This window comes from Mesorhizobium sp. WSM4850 (genome assembly GCF_055811735.1).
Window position 1 is genome coordinate 42,610 of record NZ_JBVVPV010000024.1, and the last position, 17,568, is coordinate 60,177.

16 protein-coding genes are annotated in these 17,568 nt (G+C 60.7%); 15 read left to right on the top strand and 1 reads right to left on the bottom strand.

Going from position 1 to position 17,568, the window contains the following annotated elements:
- Positions 1 to 23: 23 nt before the first annotated feature.
- The 12 genes from AC0L2Z_RS21455 to AC0L2Z_RS21510 all read left to right on the top strand — a co-directional run bounded on the left by AC0L2Z_RS21455 (position 24) and on the right by AC0L2Z_RS21510 (position 12,720).
- A complete protein-coding gene (locus AC0L2Z_RS21455; RefSeq protein WP_287184047.1) occupies positions 24 to 1,397 on the top strand; it encodes a hypothetical protein in 1,374 nt (457 codons plus the stop codon).
- Between the two features lie 526 nt (positions 1,398 to 1,923).
- On the top strand, positions 1,924 to 3,507 hold the full coding sequence (locus AC0L2Z_RS21460; protein WP_473629245.1) for a sensor histidine kinase: 1,584 nt from the start codon (positions 1,924 to 1,926) through the stop codon (positions 3,505 to 3,507).
- Positions 3,508 to 3,520: 13 nt separating this feature from the next.
- Positions 3,521 to 4,183, top strand: coding sequence for a response regulator transcription factor (locus tag AC0L2Z_RS21465; protein ID WP_128247318.1), 663 nt, complete (start codon positions 3,521 to 3,523; stop codon positions 4,181 to 4,183).
- A 74-nt stretch (positions 4,184 to 4,257) separates the two neighbouring features.
- Positions 4,258 to 4,644, top strand: coding sequence for a response regulator transcription factor (locus tag AC0L2Z_RS21470; RefSeq protein ID WP_473629246.1), 387 nt, complete (start codon positions 4,258 to 4,260; stop codon positions 4,642 to 4,644).
- 240 nt (positions 4,645 to 4,884) lie between these two features.
- Positions 4,885 to 6,246, top strand: coding sequence for an epoxide hydrolase family protein (locus tag AC0L2Z_RS21475; RefSeq protein WP_473629247.1), 1,362 nt, complete (start codon positions 4,885 to 4,887; stop codon positions 6,244 to 6,246).
- 89 nt (positions 6,247 to 6,335) lie between these two features.
- Complete coding sequence (locus tag AC0L2Z_RS21480) at positions 6,336 to 6,764, top strand: DUF6130 family protein (protein WP_473629248.1); 429 nt, start codon at positions 6,336 to 6,338, stop codon at positions 6,762 to 6,764.
- Positions 6,761 to 8,038 carry an epoxide hydrolase family protein gene (locus AC0L2Z_RS21485; RefSeq protein WP_473629249.1) on the top strand — a complete coding sequence of 426 codons (1,278 nt, stop codon included), beginning with the start codon at positions 6,761 to 6,763 and terminating at the stop codon, positions 8,036 to 8,038. The genes AC0L2Z_RS21480 and AC0L2Z_RS21485 overlap by 4 nt, the downstream gene beginning before the upstream one ends.
- A gap of 67 nt (positions 8,039 to 8,105) precedes the next feature.
- Positions 8,106 to 8,768, top strand: a complete 663-nt coding sequence (locus AC0L2Z_RS21490) for a VOC family protein (protein WP_473629250.1) — start codon at positions 8,106 to 8,108, stop codon at positions 8,766 to 8,768.
- 129 nt (positions 8,769 to 8,897) lie between these two features.
- The gene (locus tag AC0L2Z_RS21495) at positions 8,898 to 9,704 is read left to right on the top strand and encodes an SDR family NAD(P)-dependent oxidoreductase (protein WP_473629251.1); all 807 of its coding nucleotides are present in this window, start codon (positions 8,898 to 8,900) and stop codon (positions 9,702 to 9,704) included.
- 53 nt (positions 9,705 to 9,757) lie between these two features.
- Positions 9,758 to 10,495, top strand: a complete 738-nt coding sequence (locus AC0L2Z_RS21500) for a hypothetical protein (protein WP_473629252.1) — start codon at positions 9,758 to 9,760, stop codon at positions 10,493 to 10,495.
- Positions 10,496 to 10,538: 43 nt separating this feature from the next.
- A complete protein-coding gene (locus tag AC0L2Z_RS21505) occupies positions 10,539 to 11,591 on the top strand; it encodes an alpha/beta fold hydrolase (protein ID WP_473629253.1) in 1,053 nt (350 codons plus the stop codon).
- Positions 11,592 to 11,679: 88 nt separating this feature from the next.
- On the top strand, positions 11,680 to 12,720 hold the full coding sequence (locus AC0L2Z_RS21510; RefSeq protein ID WP_473629254.1) for an adenylate/guanylate cyclase domain-containing protein: 1,041 nt from the start codon (positions 11,680 to 11,682) through the stop codon (positions 12,718 to 12,720).
- Between the two features lie 242 nt (positions 12,721 to 12,962).
- Here the strand turns inward: AC0L2Z_RS21510 and AC0L2Z_RS21515 are convergent, their stop codons facing one another.
- Positions 12,963 to 14,012 (bottom strand): LacI family transcriptional regulator, encoded by a 1,050-nt coding sequence (locus AC0L2Z_RS21515; protein WP_473629255.1) that lies wholly within the window; start codon positions 14,010 to 14,012, stop codon positions 12,963 to 12,965.
- Positions 14,013 to 14,395: 383 nt separating this feature from the next.
- On the opposite strand from AC0L2Z_RS21515, the gene AC0L2Z_RS21520 reads away from it, so the two are divergent.
- The 3 genes from AC0L2Z_RS21520 (at position 14,396) to AC0L2Z_RS21530 (ending at position 17,566) form a co-directional block, all read left to right on the top strand.
- The gene (locus tag AC0L2Z_RS21520; protein ID WP_287054348.1) at positions 14,396 to 15,634 is read left to right on the top strand and encodes an ABC transporter substrate-binding protein; all 1,239 of its coding nucleotides are present in this window, start codon (positions 14,396 to 14,398) and stop codon (positions 15,632 to 15,634) included.
- A gap of 110 nt (positions 15,635 to 15,744) precedes the next feature.
- Positions 15,745 to 16,638, top strand: coding sequence for a carbohydrate ABC transporter permease (locus AC0L2Z_RS21525; protein ID WP_023797405.1), 894 nt, complete (start codon positions 15,745 to 15,747; stop codon positions 16,636 to 16,638).
- Positions 16,631 to 17,566 carry a carbohydrate ABC transporter permease gene (locus AC0L2Z_RS21530; RefSeq protein WP_027153093.1) on the top strand — a complete coding sequence of 312 codons (936 nt, stop codon included), beginning with the start codon at positions 16,631 to 16,633 and terminating at the stop codon, positions 17,564 to 17,566. Before AC0L2Z_RS21525 ends, AC0L2Z_RS21530 begins: the two co-directional genes overlap by 8 nt.
- Positions 17,567 to 17,568 lie beyond the last annotated feature (2 nt).

Here is a 17,568-nt window from a genome sequence, read left to right on the forward strand (position 1 = left end):
ATTATGCGGACGGATACCGGTCGTTGTTACTTTTTTTGCGGACGTTTATGCTGCGGCGAGGCACCGACAAGATGGAAGCGAAAGCTGCGGCTGAGATGGCGAAGAAGTACAACCGAATTGCTGACCTGCCATCTACGGAGGAACTATCGGCCGCGCTCCCTGCAGTGCGAGCGGGGCGTTTTCTAGCGAAGCTAGCCCTCAGGACGGGTTTTGGAGGTGAAAAGGCGAAGCAAGTTGTGGACAGTGCAGATCAGCTTCTCGCCCAATCCGCAATCCTCGATCTTCCCGACCGCTTTAACGCGGTATTCGCAGAACGCAGTTGGTTCGCGACCTCATCCATGTCGGTGGACGCGATGCGTGTTGCATTGGAGAAGCATAGAGAAGGTGATACGGATTCGGGGGAAGAGGTCCTAATTAACTGGGTACTAGACCCAGAGACCATTAACCTCTTCGCCATCACACGGAGCAAGTCTTTCGGCGATGTCCACGGTCGATGGCATCAGCTGCGCGAGGCACTCGCGCTGACCGAAGAAGGCCGCTACTGGTCCGCAGTTCCGCTAGTCCTGATAGCCTGCGATGGTTTTGCGTCCGATGTGCTGGGAACCTCTCCGTTCGAAAAAAATGCGGACCTGAGTTTGTTCGACTCGATGGTAGCTCACTCTTCTTCGCTGCCAGCGGCGATCGAGCGGATTACGAAGGGAGTACGCAAGTCGAGCGACGATGCACTGTCCGTGCCGCTTCGGCACGGCATCCTTCACGGCCGGTCGCTGGGATACGCTAATCGTACAGTCTGCGGGAAGGCTTGGATGCTGATGATCGCGTTGGTCGATTGGGCGGCAGACAAACGGGACGAGGACGCGCGACGGGCGAAAGACCAGGCGCGACGATCCACAAACTGGGGCGACATCTCTACATCGGTGCAGAAGAACCGCGCGGACCGGGCGTCTATCGAAGCGTTCGTGCCTCGCCGGTGGGAGGGGCCATTCGCCGGGGACATGGCTGAGGACGAGCCTCCGTTTGCGTTCCGGGAATTCCTCGCTGGCTGGCAGACCAGGAACTTCGGCCTCATGGCGAAGCGAGCCGTCAACATTACACAGCAGAAACATGGGCATCTCGCAGGGCGTATGCGAGCAGATGTGGAGCATGTGCAACTCGTTGAGTTCGATATCCTCTCGGTGTCTCAGACAACGGTCGTACGGGCGGAAGCGCACGTTCGAATGCTCGGTCAAAGTATTAAAGGAAATGTCAGCGGCAATTTCTTAATCCCGGCATTCCGTCATACGGCCAATGGTGACATCGCCATGCCGACTGATGAAGGCATCTGGCAGATCCAGCAGGGGTGCATCTTCGATCTGCTGCACGAACGGACAATCGAGAAGCGCGAGGCCCGACTGTGACGCTCTCTAGTAAGACGCGCCAGCCGAAGCAGTCATTCGGATCGCGCATGACATTGGTCGGAATCGCTCAAAGCGCCACCTCGTAAGGGAGACACGAAAGGACGCAATGGGGTCGTTGTCTGAACGTCGGCTTTCTCAGTATCTCAGCCAGAACCGGACAGTCCGCAGTCGGCCCCATTGCGGTCATTGGCACGCGCTGACGAATCTTTGTGCGCGCGAGCCTACGGACTCGAGTCGATCGGGGGCACAAAGCCGAACAAGCAGCACGGCAGCCCAACCCGCCGCTGCTCGGTTTTGATGGGCACGGCCCCAAATCGCCGATCGGGGAAGATCCACCTTCGAGATCGGGTCGTTGGCAGGAAAGTGCGATCTCCGCTGACGCGCCTTCCTGGTTCGTTGTTACTTGGCAACCCGGGTGGTAGAATGACGATGAGTTCAGGCAAAATAGCTTTATCATATTCGAGCGTCATGACTTCGTGCCGCGCGCTGCAGCCGCTGCGATGAGTATTTTATGGAGAGGACAGCCGTGACAGTCCCAGAGGACGATTTTTTCGTCCTCTCGAGCTTGCCGCCAAGTCGGGCGCAAAAGCAGCTCGCTCTTGTTTTTGTGCTTGGCCTGTTGGCCGTCTACGTGTTGATCACTGTTGGTCCGCTCTCGGGCATCCATCTGAGCCGGGTCGACGCCTTCGTGCCGGCATACGCGACAGCGATGTTTGTCAACGATTCGATCACCGCAATCCTCCTGTACACTCAGTTTTCCATCCTGCGCTCACGTGCCACGCTCCTGATTGCAAGCGGATATCTCTTTACAGCGCTCATGCTGATCCCGTTTGTCCTGGCATTTCCAGGTCTGTTCACGCCAGAGGGCGGCCTGGTGGGCGGCATGCAGAGTACGTCATGGATCTACTTTTTCCAGCACGCTGGCTTTCCCCTGTTCGTCATAGGCTATGCCCTCTCAAAGGGCTCGAACCCCAGCAAACGATTTTGGCAGGGTACCGCGCGTGCGGAGATTAGCCTCAGTGTCGCCCTGACCGCAGCTGTGGTCTTGTTGGCGTCATATTTTTTCATAGCGGGCGAAGCGTTATTGCCGCCCGTGACCCTCGATTCCACTCGCCTTAGCCCGGTGTGGCCCTATGTGGGCGCGCCCGTCGCATTGCTAAGTATCACCGCGATGGTCGTGCTCTGGATCCGGCGACACTCAATGCTCGATCTTTGGTTGATGGTCGTGATGCTCTTATTCACGATAGAGATGCCTTTAAGCTATTACCCTGATCCGGCTCGCTTCAGCCTTGGCTGGTATACCGTCCGCATCTTCGGAATTCTGTCCAGCGGACTCGTCCTTATGGTTCTGCTTCACGAGATAACGACCCTTTATACGCGGCTTCTCGGAGCGGTCCGTGGCCAGCGTCACGAGCGCGAGGCGCGACTGGTAACCGGCGACGCAGTCGCAGCCACGGTTGCGCATGAAGTCAAACAACCTCTATCTGGCATGATAACGAGCGCCGATGCCGGCCTGCGCTTTCTCGGTCGCTCGATGCCCGATCTGGAGGAAGCAAAGGAGGCATTCAAGCAGATTATCGCCGGTGGTCATCGCGCGGCAGCGGTGATCGACGGAATTAGAACGATCTTCAAGAAAGAAGACCGCAAGCGAGCTCCGCTCGACCTCAACAGTCTTATCGGGGAAACACTCACCCTGGTGCGAGAGGGTCTGGCGAAACACCGGATAATGGTCGAAGCCGATCTGGATGAACGCCTGCCGCGCGTAACAGGCGATCGAATCCAGCTACAGCAGTTGCTTGTAAACCTGATGACGAACGCCATCGATTCCATGGCCGCGGTCGGCGGGGCGCGGGTGCTGTCCGTGAAATCCAAGTTGCATGACGATGGCCACGTAACGGTTTCGGTTGCGGACACTGGAACCGGAATTGGTCCGCAAGACGTGGATCGGATATTCAACCCGCTCTTCACGACAAAGCCCGACGGCATGGGGATGGGCCTGTCGATCTGCAGATCGATCGTCGAAGCCCACAATGGGCGGTTGTGGGCGGCCCCGAACAGGCCCCGGGGTGCCATATTTCATTTTAGCGCAACTCGATCTGTCTCCGCATGACAAGGATCCGTCTGTGATCAAAGTCGCACCGAACAGTTTGCAGCCGACGACAGAGGTCGAGCCTGCTGTCTATGTGATCGATGACGACGTCGGAATCCGCGACTCGCTCGGCCTGTTATTCCGCTCGGTCGGTTTGCGCGCCGAACTATTCCATTCGGCGAACGAACTCATGCAAAGCAAGCTGCCTCCGATCCCGAGCTGCCTGGTTCTCGATGTTCGGCTACCGGGGTTGAGCGGCTTCGAGCTTCATGCCGAGTTGACCAAGGCCGATGTCCATATACCCATCATCTTCATTACTGCACACGGCGATATCCCCATGTCCGTACGGGCTATGAAAGCCGGCGCCGTCGACTTCATCACCAAGCCGTTTCGCGACCAGGATATGTTGGATGCCGTCACCGCCGCGATCACCCGCGACCGGGCCAGGCTGGATGCCGATCGCGCACGGCTCGACTTAAAGGGCCTATTCGACAGCCTGACGTCGCGCGAACAGGAGGTGATGGCGCTCGTCGCTACCGGCTTAATGAACAAACAGATCGCCGCTCACATCGGCCTCAGCGAGATTACGGTTAAGATTCATCGCGGCCACGCGATGAAGAAGATGCGTGCGAAATCGCTCGCGGACCTGGTCAAAATGGCCGAAGCACTCGGTATCGGCCGGGAAATGTCCTCGTAGCCTCATATCTATGTATGACTTTTCGAACACAGCCGACTCGTACCATTGTCGGTGCGCATAGATGGGCCAATCGCTTGCCAGACACCCCCGTTATTTCAATCGTCGACGATGACGAATCCATTCGAAGCGGAACTGCGAGTCTTGTACGGTCGCTTGGGTTTGTCGCCCACGCTTTCCCATCCGCACGTGCGTTCTTGCATTCGGAGCAACTGGCTCAAACCTCGTGTCTGATTTCAGACATCCAGATGCCGGAGATGAGCGGAATCGAGTTGCACGATATCTTGCGCACGCGTGGACATCACACGCCCATCATTTTCATCACGGCCTTTCCCGATGAAAAGGCGCACGCTCAAGCGCTGGTTCGAGGCGTCGTCTGCTTTTTGAGCAAGCCTTTTGACGGCGACACGCTGTCTCGCTGCCTCGACGTTGCATTGAAAAACAATGCCGGTGAGAGCGACTAGCGCGTCGCTGATCGTTGGGCGCGATCAGGCTCAGCAGACCCCAAAATCCAATTCGTCGAAGCGCATCCGTTAAACCGAGGGATGCTCGGGCCCGTCGGGGCCAATAAACCTAAGGTATGACCGCCATAAACGAAAATGCGGTCACGACCAACCTACGTCCGATGGAGCGCGCACCGGAGTGAGAGCACAACTAAAGTGGTCAACCACTCTAATGGCACCGCGCAACGAAGGAGACTGATCATGTCCACGGCATCACCGGCGCCAAATCGGCGCGACTTTCTTGCCACATCGGCCACCGCATTGCTTGCCACTTCGGCAGGTGCTGCCGCGTTCAACTTCACCTCGTCTCAGCCGGCGGCCGCGGCCGAAGCCAGTTCAATCCGCCCCTTCACCGTCAGCTTCCCGCAGGAGGAGATCGACGAGCTACGCCGTCGCATCGCCGCCACGCGCTGGCCCGATCACGAGTTGGTGTCCGAAGCAGCTTCTCGGCGGACTTCGGCGACGTTGGCGGCAGGCGACACACAAGGCGTGCAACTCGCGACGATGCAGAAGCTCATCCAGTACTGGGGAACGGAATATGATTGGAGCAAGTGCGAGGCGCAGCTGAAGTCGCTGCCGCATTTCGTCACCGAGATCGACGGGCTGGACATCCACTTCATCCACGTGAAATCAAGCCATCAGGGTGCGCTGCCGGTCATCATCACGCACGGCTGGCCCGGTTCGGTCATCGAGCTGCTGAAGGTCATCGATCCGCTCACGAACCCCACGGCGCATGACGGAACCGCGGCCGACGCGTTCGACGTGGTGATCCCGTCGATGCCGGGCTACGGCTTTTCCGCCAAACCGACCCAACCCGGTTGGGATCCGGTGCGCATCGCGAAAGCGTGGACCGTGCTGATGAAGCGCCTGGGCTATAACCGGTTTGTTGCACAGGGCGGCGACTGGGGGGCTCTCATCACCGAACAGATGGCTCTGATGGCGCCTCCCGAGCTGATCGCCATCCACACCAATATGCCAGCGACCATTCCGCCCGAGATTGTGAAGGCGCTTGCCGCCGGCGGTCCGCCTCCCGCCGATCTCGGGCCCGACGAAAAGCGCGCCTACGAGCAGGTCGCCTTCTTCTACAAGTTCGGCCTGGGCTATGCCAACGAGATGGCGCTTCGTCCGCAGACGCTTTACGGGCTCGTCGATTCACCGGCCGGCCTGGCGTCATGGATTCTCGATCACGATGCGGACAGTTATGCACTGATAGCCCGCTCCTTCGATGGGGAGCCGGAGGGCCTTACCCGCGACGACATCCTCGACAACATCACGCTCTATTGGCTGACCAACACGGCCATCTCGTCGGCCCGGCTCTATTGGGAACACCGGCAAACGGCGAAGGCGGGCTTCTTCGACGCCAAAGGCATCACCATTCCCGTCGGCGTGAGCGCGAACCCCAGCGAGATCTACACGGCGCCGAAGAGTTGGACCGAGCGCGCGTTCCCGAAGCTCCTGCATTACGGTCACCCGCCCAAGGGCTGCCACTTCGCGGCATGGGAACAGCCGAAGTACTTCACCGACGACGTGCGCGCATCGTTCAAGACGTTGCGGACGGCGTGACGTGTTGAGCGGGGATGGCGCGCCGGACGTGCGCGTCACCCTCCGCCTGGCGATTAACCCCCAGCGCATCTCCAAAAGGAGAGAATGCAATGAACCTTCTCATCCAGACGCTCACCGCACTCGCGGCTTGCACCGTGTTCGCCACGGGTGCGTCCGCCCAGAGCACGGTCGTGCCCATCGACAACGAGCCCGCGCCAAAGCTGATCGTGGAGCCGCCGCTTCCGGGTCCGTTGGCCGGGGGCGTGGTGTTCATCCCGTACCGGGTGGAGAACCTGCGCATCCTGCCTGTCGGTGGGCCGGCCGCGCGCAACGTGTCTCCGCGGGTCGGGCATCTGCACCTCACCGTCGACGACCTGCCCTGGGCGTGGGCCGATTACGGTCAGAGCGACACTATCATCCTGGTGGGCATGCCGCGCGGTCAGCACAAGGTCCTAGTCGAGGTGGTGGACGCCGAAGGTAACGTCTTTACCAAGCAAACGGTGACGTTCAACTCGCCGGGCAAGGAGATTCAGCCATGAAGCTCCACAAGTTGGCGACCGTGCTGGCATTCGGGCTTTGCATCTTTTCCGCCTTGGCCAACGCCAGTGCGGCCGAAGATCGCTCGATCCGGCCCTTCACCGTCAGCATCCCGCAAGCGGCGCTCGAAGACCTTCGTCGGCGCATCGCCGAAACACGGTGGCCAGATCGCGAGACGGTCGATGACCAGTCGCAGGGCATACAGTTGGCGAAGCTGAAACCGCTCGTCAAGTATTGGGGCACCGGCTACGACTGGCGAAAGGCCGAGGCCAAGCTCAACACCCTGCCTCAATTCATGACAACGATCGACGGCGTGGACATTCACTTCATTCACGTCCGCTCGAAGCATCCCAATGCTTTGCCGCTGATCATGACGCATGGCTGGCCCGGGTCGGTGTTCGAACTGCTCAAGACCGTGGGCCCGCTGACGGATCCCACAGCTCATGGCGGACGAGCGGAGGACGCGTTCGATCTCGTCCTGCCTTCGATGCCGGGATATGGGTTCTCCGGCAAACCGACAGAGACGGGTTGGGGACCTGATCGCATCGCGCAAACCTGGGCGGAGCTGATGAAACGCCTGGGTTACACCCGCTACGTCGCACAGGGTGGCGACTGGGGCTCCCCCGTCTCCAGCGCGATGGCGCGCCAGGCGCCGACAGGTCTGCTCGGCATTCATATCAACTTGCCGGCGGTGGTGCCGCCCGAGATTGCCGCGGTGCTCGCCGTCGGCGGGCCAGCGCCAACGGGACTCACGGATAAGGAACGCGCAGCGTTTGACGCGCTCAGCGCTGCAGCCAAGATGGGGAACAGATCCTACGCTACGATGATGGGCACCCGGCCGCAGACGATCGGCTACGCCATCAATGACTCTCCCACAGGCCTCGCGGCGTGGATGCTCGGGCATCCGGGCTTCTCACGCTGGACATACGACAACAGCGATCCCGAAAAGTCCCCGGACGAGGTGCTGGACGACATTACTCAGTACTGGCTGAGCAACAGCGCGACCTCAGCAGGGCGGCTGTACTGGGAGTACGGTGGACGCAGCGTTGTTTTTGCCGCCGTCGAGCGGACCCTTGAGATCGCGCTGCCGGTGGCCATCACGGTCTTTCCGGAGGAAACTTATCTGGCCCCGGAGACGTGGGCCCGGCGCGCCTATCCAAACCTGATTTACTTTCATGAGGTCAACAAGGGTGGTCATTTCGCCGCCTGGGAGCAGCCCGAACTGTTTTCCGCCGAGTTGCGTGCGGCGTTCCGACCGCTCCGACAAGATTTCTGAGGCTCGCGTACCTGGCCCCAGCTCGGACGCGTTCAACGCTCAACAGGTTAAACCTAAGGAGATCGACATGAGCAGCACCACTCAGACGCATAGCGAAAAACCGATCGAAACTCCCGGAACGCGGACGCTCGACATGAAGCTCGAGGCCGTGGTTATCCCAGTTTCGGACGCAGCACGCTCCAAGCAGTTTTACGAAGGCCTGGGTTGGAGGCTCGACGGCGACTTCGTCGTCGGCGACACGTTCCGGGCGATGCAGTTCACGCCTCCGGGCTCGCCGGCCTCGATCCATTTCGGCACCGGCATCACGTCGGCCGCCCCCGGCTCCGCAAGCGGGCTTTTCCTCGTCGTGCCGGACATTGACGCCGCGCGCGCCGAACTCATTGGCCACGGGGTCGAGGTGAGCGAAGTGTTCCACCGCGACGGTCCGGGCAAACCAGCGCTCAGCGGCAGGCATCCGGAGCGGCAGAGCTATTCCTCTTACGCAACCTTCAAGGATCCAGACGGCAACGAGTGGCTGCTGCAGGAGGTCACCACCCGGCTCCCTGGCCGGGTCGATTCCAATACGACGGACTATGCTTCGGTAGCGGACCTTGCGGCCGCAATGTGGCGCGCGGGGTTAGCCCATGGCGAGCACGAGAAGCGCAATGGCGGCCAGCGCGACGAGAACTGGCCGGACTGGTACGCCAAGTACATGGTGGCGGAGCAGGCGGGCAAGCCGCTGCCGCTTTAAGCAGCAACCGAAATTGGGTGAGCGGGGCGGATCACCGTCCCGCCGCCAAACTTAGCCGGCGATCCAAGCCAGGCTTGCGGCAGATGGTTTCACGCGCAGTTGCCAGCGCAATCGAATGGGAGAGCAATCATGACGTATTCCAAAGTGGGCATCGCGATGGTGACCGGCGCCTCCGCCGGGATTGGAGCGATCTACGCCGACCGGCTGGCGCGCCGCGGCTATGACCTCATTCTCGTGGCGCGCAGCCAGGAGAGGCTGGACGAAGTGGCCAAGCGCATCGCCGGCTCAACGAATTGCAACGTCAGCGCCGTTGCGGCTGACCTCAACGACAAGGCGGATCTGGGCCGGATCGAGACCTTGCTCGGCGCCGATCCCGCCATCACGATGTTGGTCAATAACGCTGGCATCGGCGCTGTCGCGCCGCTCCTGGAATCCGACATCGACAAGATGCAAGCGATGATCGGGCTCAACATCACGGCGTTGACCCGCCTGACTTATGCAGCGGCTCCGGCCTTTGTGGCGCGAGGCGGCGGCACAATCATCAACATCTCGTCAGCGGTCGCCATCGCGCCGGAAATCCTCAACGGTGTCTATGGCGCGACGAAAGCCTTTGTGCTCGCTTTCAGCCTGTCGCTCCACAAGGAGCTTGCGGACAAGAGGCTGCGCATCCAGGCGGTTCTGCCCGGCGCCATCGCCACCAATTTCTGGGACGTATCAGGAGGTTCGCTCGACGATCTGCCGAGCAAGGCGATCATGCAGTCCGATGACCTCGTCGACGCGGCCCTTGCCGGCCTCGACCAGGGCGAGTTGGTGACTATTCCCTCGCTTCCCGACGTCGCCGACTGGCACGCTTATGAAGCGGCGCGGCAGAAACTCATCCCAAACCTTTCGCTCAACACCTCGCCGGCGCGGTACGGCATCGCCGTGGCCGCCTAACCAAGCGAAAACTCAATGAGTCAGCCTGAGTAAAGCGCCCGAGGAGAATCAAAATGGACAAGCTTTTGACGGCGGTTCTAGAGGCGCATGGCGGTTTGCAGAACTGGGGTAACGTCACAAGCATCACTGCGGAAATGTCGCTTGGGGGCGTATTTTGGGCTGCAAGGGGCTGGCCGGACATCTATTCCAAGCAGACGGTCACGCTCGATCCACATCGCGAGCACATCGTTTTTTCGCCCTTCACAGCACCAGACCGTATGTCTGTGCTGGATGTCGCTCCCGAGCGGGTCGCTATCGCTACGCGCGACGGCCGCATCATCGAGGAACGTTTCAATCCACGTGGCTCATTTCCGCTGCCCTTTCTGGATGGCAGCACACCCTGGGATGCGATCCAGGTGGCGTACTTCACGAGCGCCGCCGTATGGAACTACCTCACGGCGCCGTTCGTCTTCACCCTGCCCGGTGTCGAAGCACGAGAAATCGCCCCCTGGAGAGAGGGCGCGCAAACGTGGCGACGGCTGGCCGTCACGTTCCCTAAGACCATCGCCAACCATAACGCCGATCAGGTCTTTCATTACGACGATGCGTTTATGCAGCGGCGCATGGACTATTCGCCCGACGTGACGGGAAACCCGCCGGTCGCACACTACGCTTATGACCACAAAACCTTTGACGGGTTCGTATTCCCGACACGGCGGCGTGTGCTCCTGCATGACGCCGAGGGGGTCGCAAACCAAGCATTCGCACCTATCACGGTCGACGTGTCCGATGTGACAGTCGACCGAAGATAATCCTCCACCAGGCACCATGCCTTATCAACGGATACAAACCACTATGACCGAACAAATCGACCTCCATCGACGTCACTTTTTGGGCGTTGCCGTCACCACCGCTGCGGCCGCTCAGTTTGCCATGACGGGCTCGGCAAATGCGCAGTCCAGCATTACGAAACCGGACGCAAGCACAATCGAACCACAAGCAAACACGTCGTTCGGTCCGTTGAAGCAGGTTCAAGCTGGCGTGCTCGACATTGGATATGCCGAGGTCGGTCCTGGCAAAGGGTCGGTCGTTATCCTCCTGCATGGATGGCCGTACGACATCCACACCTATGTCGACGTTGCGGCGATCTTGGCGTCGAAAGGCTTTCGGGTCGTCGTTCCATATCTACGCGGCTATGGCACCACGCGGTTCCTCTCCGACAAAACGCCACGCAATGGCCAGCAGGCGGTGGTCGCGATTGATGTCATTGCGCTGATGGATGCACTGCAAATCGATAAGGCGATCGTCGGCGGTTGCGACTGGGGCGCACGCACGGCCAACATCGTCGCGGCGCTGTGGCCGGAACGCTGCAAGGCCCTTGTCTCGGTCAGCGGCTACCTGATCGGCAGCCAGGAGGCCAACAAGATGCCTCTGCCGCCAAAGGCCGAGCTGCCATGGTGGTACCAATATTACTTCGCCACTGAGCGGGGCCGCGCTGGCTACGGGAAATACACGCGGGATTTTGCCAAGCTGATCTGGCAACTCGCTTCTCCGCAGTGGAATTTCGACAACGCCACCTTCGAGCGCAGCGCCACCGCCTTCGACAATCCGGATCATGTCGACATCGTAGTACACAACTACCGCTGGCGGCTTGGGTTGGCGGAAGGCGAGCCACAATATGACGAGTTGGAGCAGCGACTTGCGAAAGCTCCGGTCATCGCAGTGCCGACGATCACTCTGGAGGGCGACGCCAACGGCGCGCCGCATCCCGACCCCAGCGCCTACGCCAAGATGTTCTCCGGCAAATACGAGCACCGGCTCATATCCGGCGGCGTAGGGCATAATCTTCCTCAGGAAGCACCGAAGGCATTTGCAGACGCCATAATTCAGGTGGCGAGTCTAGCCTGAGCAAAACGGCCATGCCACGATACATGATCGACCATGCCCAAGGCAAAAACTGATGAAATCACACCCGGGGCAATCCCTCCGATACGAAATGAACATTTGGCGCGGCCGGGACCGCTTTCGTCGCCCTTTGCAGTGGCTCCTCGCACCCATTGTGGGGGCAGTAGCGGGCTTGGCCTACGCACTGATGTTCGATGTCGAAGCACTGCACTCCGCAGTCAGGGGCGTGTTCATCGGCACGCCTATTCTGTTGTATGAGCGCGGCGTTATCTTGCGCCGATGGCGCAATGTGATCCGGCAAGCGGCAACGCCGGTCTTCGTCGTGGCTACGATCGCAACCTACGTATTGACGATCTTGATCGGCAATGCCGCCGCTGGCACAGCGCTTCACCATCTCCTCGGCTATATGAGCACCGCTCGCGAAGCCATGGTGATGTCGGAGTCCGGTCTTCTGTATTCACTCGGCGTCTCCACCCTCGTCGCATTCGTGTTCCGAGTACGTGACCTTATCGGGCCAAGCCTGTTCACCAGCCTGCTTCTCGGTCGTTATCACCGTCCCATCAAGGAGGAGCGGATCTTTCTGTTCCTCGATGTCAGTGGCTCCACGCACTTCGCGGATCGGTACGGAGATCTGGAGACCCAGGCCTACCTCGGACAGATATTCAACGCACTTGCGTCGCCTGTTCGTCGCTCCCAGGGCTCTATTGACGACTACATCGGGGATATGGCGCTGGTCACCTGGCCCATGGATCGCGGCATGCGGGACGCCGCGTGTCTTCGTTGCGTCTTCGACTTCGCGGCGGTCATAAGGGATCAGGCGGCGGCGTGGCAAGCGCGTTTCGGACAGGTGCCGGAGTTTCGCGCCGTCCTGCATTGCGGCCCGGTCGTTACCGCTGAGATTGGCCTTGAGCGACACAAGATCGCGTATTTCGGCGATGTCGTGAACACCACTGGACGTCTAGAGTCGCTATCCAAGGCTCTCGGTCAACCTATCCTGGTCTCCGCAGATCTTCTCGCCGGTATCCGTGTTCTACCTCCACATGTCGTCGCGGAGAACCTCGGATTTCATGTGATTAGAGGCCGAGATGAACCGCTTCAGATATCAGCCGTAAGGCTAGCATTGGGAAGCTGATTGGAGTGGCCCCATCATCTCCGTGCATCCACCTATCTTCGATGCCCCATTTTACGGCAGTCGCCGTCACCTGTCCGCTTTTGAAGGTCCAGGTTCCGCAGCTGCCGGGTTCGTTCTCCGGCCCAAGGCTGCCAGTCAGCAGCGCGCATTTTGCAGCCAGTGGAATCACTTGGCGCCGCAGAAATGCGGCTAAGACAAATAGATGGAGAGGGATGCCCAGTTCAATTTGAACGTATCCCGCTCTAGTCGGGAGGGCGATAGGCCAGAACCCCGGTCGGCTTGCTCAGGCTCTGCAAGGAGCCAGGTGTTGCGCCGCCGATCCAGCCCAACACTGAGCGGGCGAGCTCGGCGCCGGCCAGCCGGAAGTTCTCGTTGACCACCAGCAATTCCCTGCGGAACAGGTGCAGCAGGTCGGACGACTGCTTGGACACCACGTCGACGTCCCGGCCGAGCTTGAGCCCGGCGTCCTCGATGCCGGCGACGATGGCGAGTGTCGCGGCAGCGGCACTGCTGACGAAACCGTCCGGCCTGACGTCGCGGCGCATCAGCTGCGCGGTCCTCATCCTGATCTGCTCGATCGAATGGTCGACCGAAACGGTGTTGAACGGGATCTCGCTGGCGCCGACCTCGCTCAGCGCATCGGTGAAGCCGTTCAGCGTATGACTGTGGTAGGTCAGCTCGACTGGAGGCGCCAGCAGAGCCAGCCGGCGGCGGCCGATGCCGGCCAGGTGGCGCACAGCCTCGGTCGCGAACGCGTAATTGTCGAAATCATGATAGGGGTGGATCAGCCCCATATCGGTGCGGCCATGCGTGGCAAAGGGAATGCCACGCTCGAGCATGTAACGGGCCCTGGGGTCATTCGGCTGGGTGCGCGAAATGATGACGCCGTCGGCGGAACCGGTTTCCACCAGATAACGTATCGGGTCCAGGGGATCCTGAGAGCGTGAATAGGGCGTGACGATCAGGTGATAGGGTGTGTCGGCGATGACTTCCGAGACGCCGTAGATGATGTCCGAGACAAAGCTCATGATCTCGCGCTCGGTGTTGAGCACGAGGCTGATGACGTTGGTCTTGCCGGTCCGCAGGCGCACACCGGCGCGGTTCGGCCGGTAGCCGATCTGCTTGGCGACGAGCTGGACGCGCCGCCTGGTCTCGGCGCCGATCTCGGGCGCGTCCTTCAACGCCCGCGACACGGTGGTGACGCCCAGCCCGGTCATGAAGGCAAGCGTCTTCAATGTCGGCCTGCCCAGTGCCGAGGCCTCGTCGTCCTTTTCCGTCTGATCTCTGTCCATTCATCCCGCCCGTCAGGCGCATAGCAGTTGCCGTGCAGGTCGGCAATCGGTGATGAACACCCTATATCCTGAAACGTTACAGATTGTCACTTGCCGTCGCGCAGCGGCCAGTAAAAGCTAGCCTGGATGAGCGGCGCTTCGTTCGACGCAAAGTCGGTGTGCGTCGGCAAGGCTGCCCGCTGAGCAAGGTTTTGCCAAATTACACGCATTGCAGCATCATTTTGCAGTGCAGCCTGCCTTGCTGCGGTGCAGTAGCGGACGTTGCGCGGTGGGTTTGTTCGCGGCTCGAAAAAATGCCGAGCTGCTCCTGTTCGGGGGTTGCGCGCCTCCAACAATTGCCGTATCGAAAATCTGTAACGTTTCAGATTCTGGGAGGAGCCGAAATGCGATACCAAATCATGACCGCTGCGTTGGCGGTGACAACCGCGCTGCCATTCGCCGGCCCGGCGGCAGCGACCGATCTGGAAGTCACCCATTGGTGGACTTCAGGCGGCGAGGCGGCGGCGGTCGCCGAATTCGCCAAGGCGTTCGACGCGACAGGCAATCATTGGGTCGACGGCGCCATCGCCGGCTCCGGCGGCACCGCGCGGCCAATCATGATCAGCCGCATCACCGGCGGCGACCCTATGGGCGCCACCCAGTTCAACCACGGAAGGCAAGCGGAAGAATTGGTGCAGGCCGGTCTGATGCGCGATTTGACCGAGCTCGCCACCAGGGACAAGTGGGCGGAAATCGTGCAGCCGAAGAGCCTGCTCGACGGTTGTACCCTCGACGGCAAGATCTATTGCGTGCCGGTCAACATTCACTCCTGGCAGTGGCTGTGGCTGTCGAACGCGGCCTTCGAAAAGGCCGGTGTGCCGGTGCCGAAGAATTGGAATGAATATGTCGCGGCCGCCCCCGCGCTGGAGAAGGCAGGCATCATACCGCTGGCGGTCGGCGGGCAGCCTTGGCAATCCTCGGGCGCCTTCGACGTGCTGCTTACGGCGGTCGGCGGCACGGACGCTTTCTTGAAGGTCTATCGCGACAAGGATGCCGAATTCGCCGCCGGGCCCGAGGTCGCGAAGGTATTCAAGGCCGCGGACGATGCCCGCAAGATGGCGAAGAACACCAATGTGCAGGACTGGAACCAGGCCACCAATCTCGTCATCTCCGGCAAGGCCGGCGGCCAGATCATGGGCGACTGGGCGCAGGGGGAGTTCCAGGTTGCCGGGCAGACCGCCGGCAAGGACTATACGTGTCTTCCCGGCCTTGGCCTGAACGAGGTCATCGCCACCGGCGGCGATGCCTTCTACTTCCCGCTGCTGCAGGACGCGGAAAAGTCCAAGGCGCAGGAAGCGCTGGCCGAAACGCTGCTCGATCCCAAGACGCAGGTCGCCTTCAACCTCAAGAAGGGCTCGCTGCCGGTCCGCGGCGATATCGACCTCAAGGCGGCGAACGACTGCATGAAGAAAGGGCTCGACATCCTGGCCAAGGGCAGCGTCATGCCCTGGACGGACCAGCTGCTGTCGCAAGACACCCAAAAGCAGAAGGAGGACCTTTTCTCCGAGTTCTTCGCCAAGCCGGACATGACCGTGGAAGAGGCGCAAAAGCGCTTCGCCGACATCGTCGCCTCAGCGGACTGACGATCGACGAACCGCTCGCTCCCGGCCCGCCGCGGGGCCGGGAGCTCCGGGTCAAGAGACTCTTCGGCCTTGACCCTCCCGCCCTTACCCGATCCAGCCCGGCTGTGCAGATGAGCAAGAGCGAACGCCCCAACCAACTCTTCCGCAACCTTAACGCCAAGGTCGCCTCTATTCCGATGGTCCTCACCGCACTGGTGATCTTCGTCGGCGGCAGCGCGTGGACGGTGCTCTATTCCTTCACCAATTCAAAACTGCTGCCGCGGCTGAACTTCGTCGGGCTCGACCAGTATTATCGGCTGTGGTCGACGCCGCGCTGGCTGGTCTCGATCGAGAACCTGCTGGTCTACGGCGTGCTGTCGCTGGTGTTCTCTCTGGTCATCGGCTTCATACTGGCGGCGCTGCTCGACCAGAAGATCCGCTTCGAGGACACGTTCCGCACCATCTTCCTCTATCCCTTCGCGCTCTCCTTCATCGTCACCGGTCTGGTCTGGCAGTGGCTGCTCAACCCGGAGTTCGGAATCCAGGGGGTGGTGCGCGGCCTCGGCTGGGAAAGCTTCAGCTTCGATCCGCTCTACAATTCCGACATCGTCATCTACGGCATCCTGATCGCCGCGCTCTGGCAAGGCACCGGCCTCATCATGTGCCTGATGCTGGCGGGCCTGCGCGGCATCGACGAGGATATCTGGAAGGCCGCGCGGGTGGATGGGATACCCACCCTGAAGACCTATCTGTTCATCATCATCCCGATGATGCGACCGGTCTTCATCACCGCGCTGGTCATCATCGCCGCCGGCATCGTCAAAGTCTATGACCTGGTTGTCGCCCAGACCAGCGGCGGTCCCGGCATCGCCTCCGAAGTGCCGGCCAAATATGTCTATGACTATATGTTCTTCGCCCAGAACCTCGGCCAGGGCTTCGCCGCCTCGACCATGATGCTGCTGTCGGTGGTGGTCGTCATCGTTCCCTGGGCCTATCTCGAATTCGGAGGCAAGAAGCGTGGCTGACCTTGCCGTTCCCCTGCCTGCCGGTACGGGCTCTATCGGGCTTGAGGCATCCGGGCCGCGAGGGCCGAAGCCGCGGCATGTGTTCTCGCGCCGCAACATCTTCCTCTATGGCACGCTGATCGTGGTGGCGCTGTATTATCTGCTGCCGCTCTATGTGATGGTGGTGACGTCGCTCAAGGGCATGCCGGAGATACGCCTCGGCAACATCTTCTCGCCGCCGCTCGAGATCACCTTCGAGCCTTGGGTGAAGGCCTGGTCCAGCGCCTGCACCGGGCTCAACTGCGACGGGCTCTCGCGCGGCTTCTGGAATTCGGTGCGCATCACCGTTCCGTCGGTCGTCCTGTCGATCGCCATCGCTTCGGTGAACGGCTACGCGCTTGCCAACTGGCGCTTCAAGGGCGCCGATACGTTCTTCGTGATCCTGATCGTCGGCGCCTTCATCCCCTATCAGGTGATGATCTATCCGATCGTCATCATCCTGCGCGAGATCGGCCTCTACGGCAGCCTGAGCGGCCTGGTGATCGTCCATTCCATTTTCGGCATGCCGATCCTGACGCTGTTGTTCCGCAACTATTTCACTTCCATGCCGGAGGAACTGTTCCGCGCGGCGCGCGTCGACGGCGCCGGCTTCTGGGGCATCTATTTCCGCATCATGCTGCCGATGTCGCTGCCGATCTTCGTTGTCGCCATCATCCTGCAGGTGACCGGCATCTGGAACGACTTCCTGTTCGGCGTCGTCTACACCCGCCCCGACACCTATCCGATGACGGTGCAGCTCAACAACATCGTCAACTCGGTGCAAGGCGTGAAGGAATACAACGTCAACATGGCCGCCACCATCCTGACCGGCCTGGTACCGCTCGTCGTCTACTTCGTTTCCGGCAAGCTTTTCGTGCGTGGCATCGCCGCCGGCGCGGTGAAAGGATGATG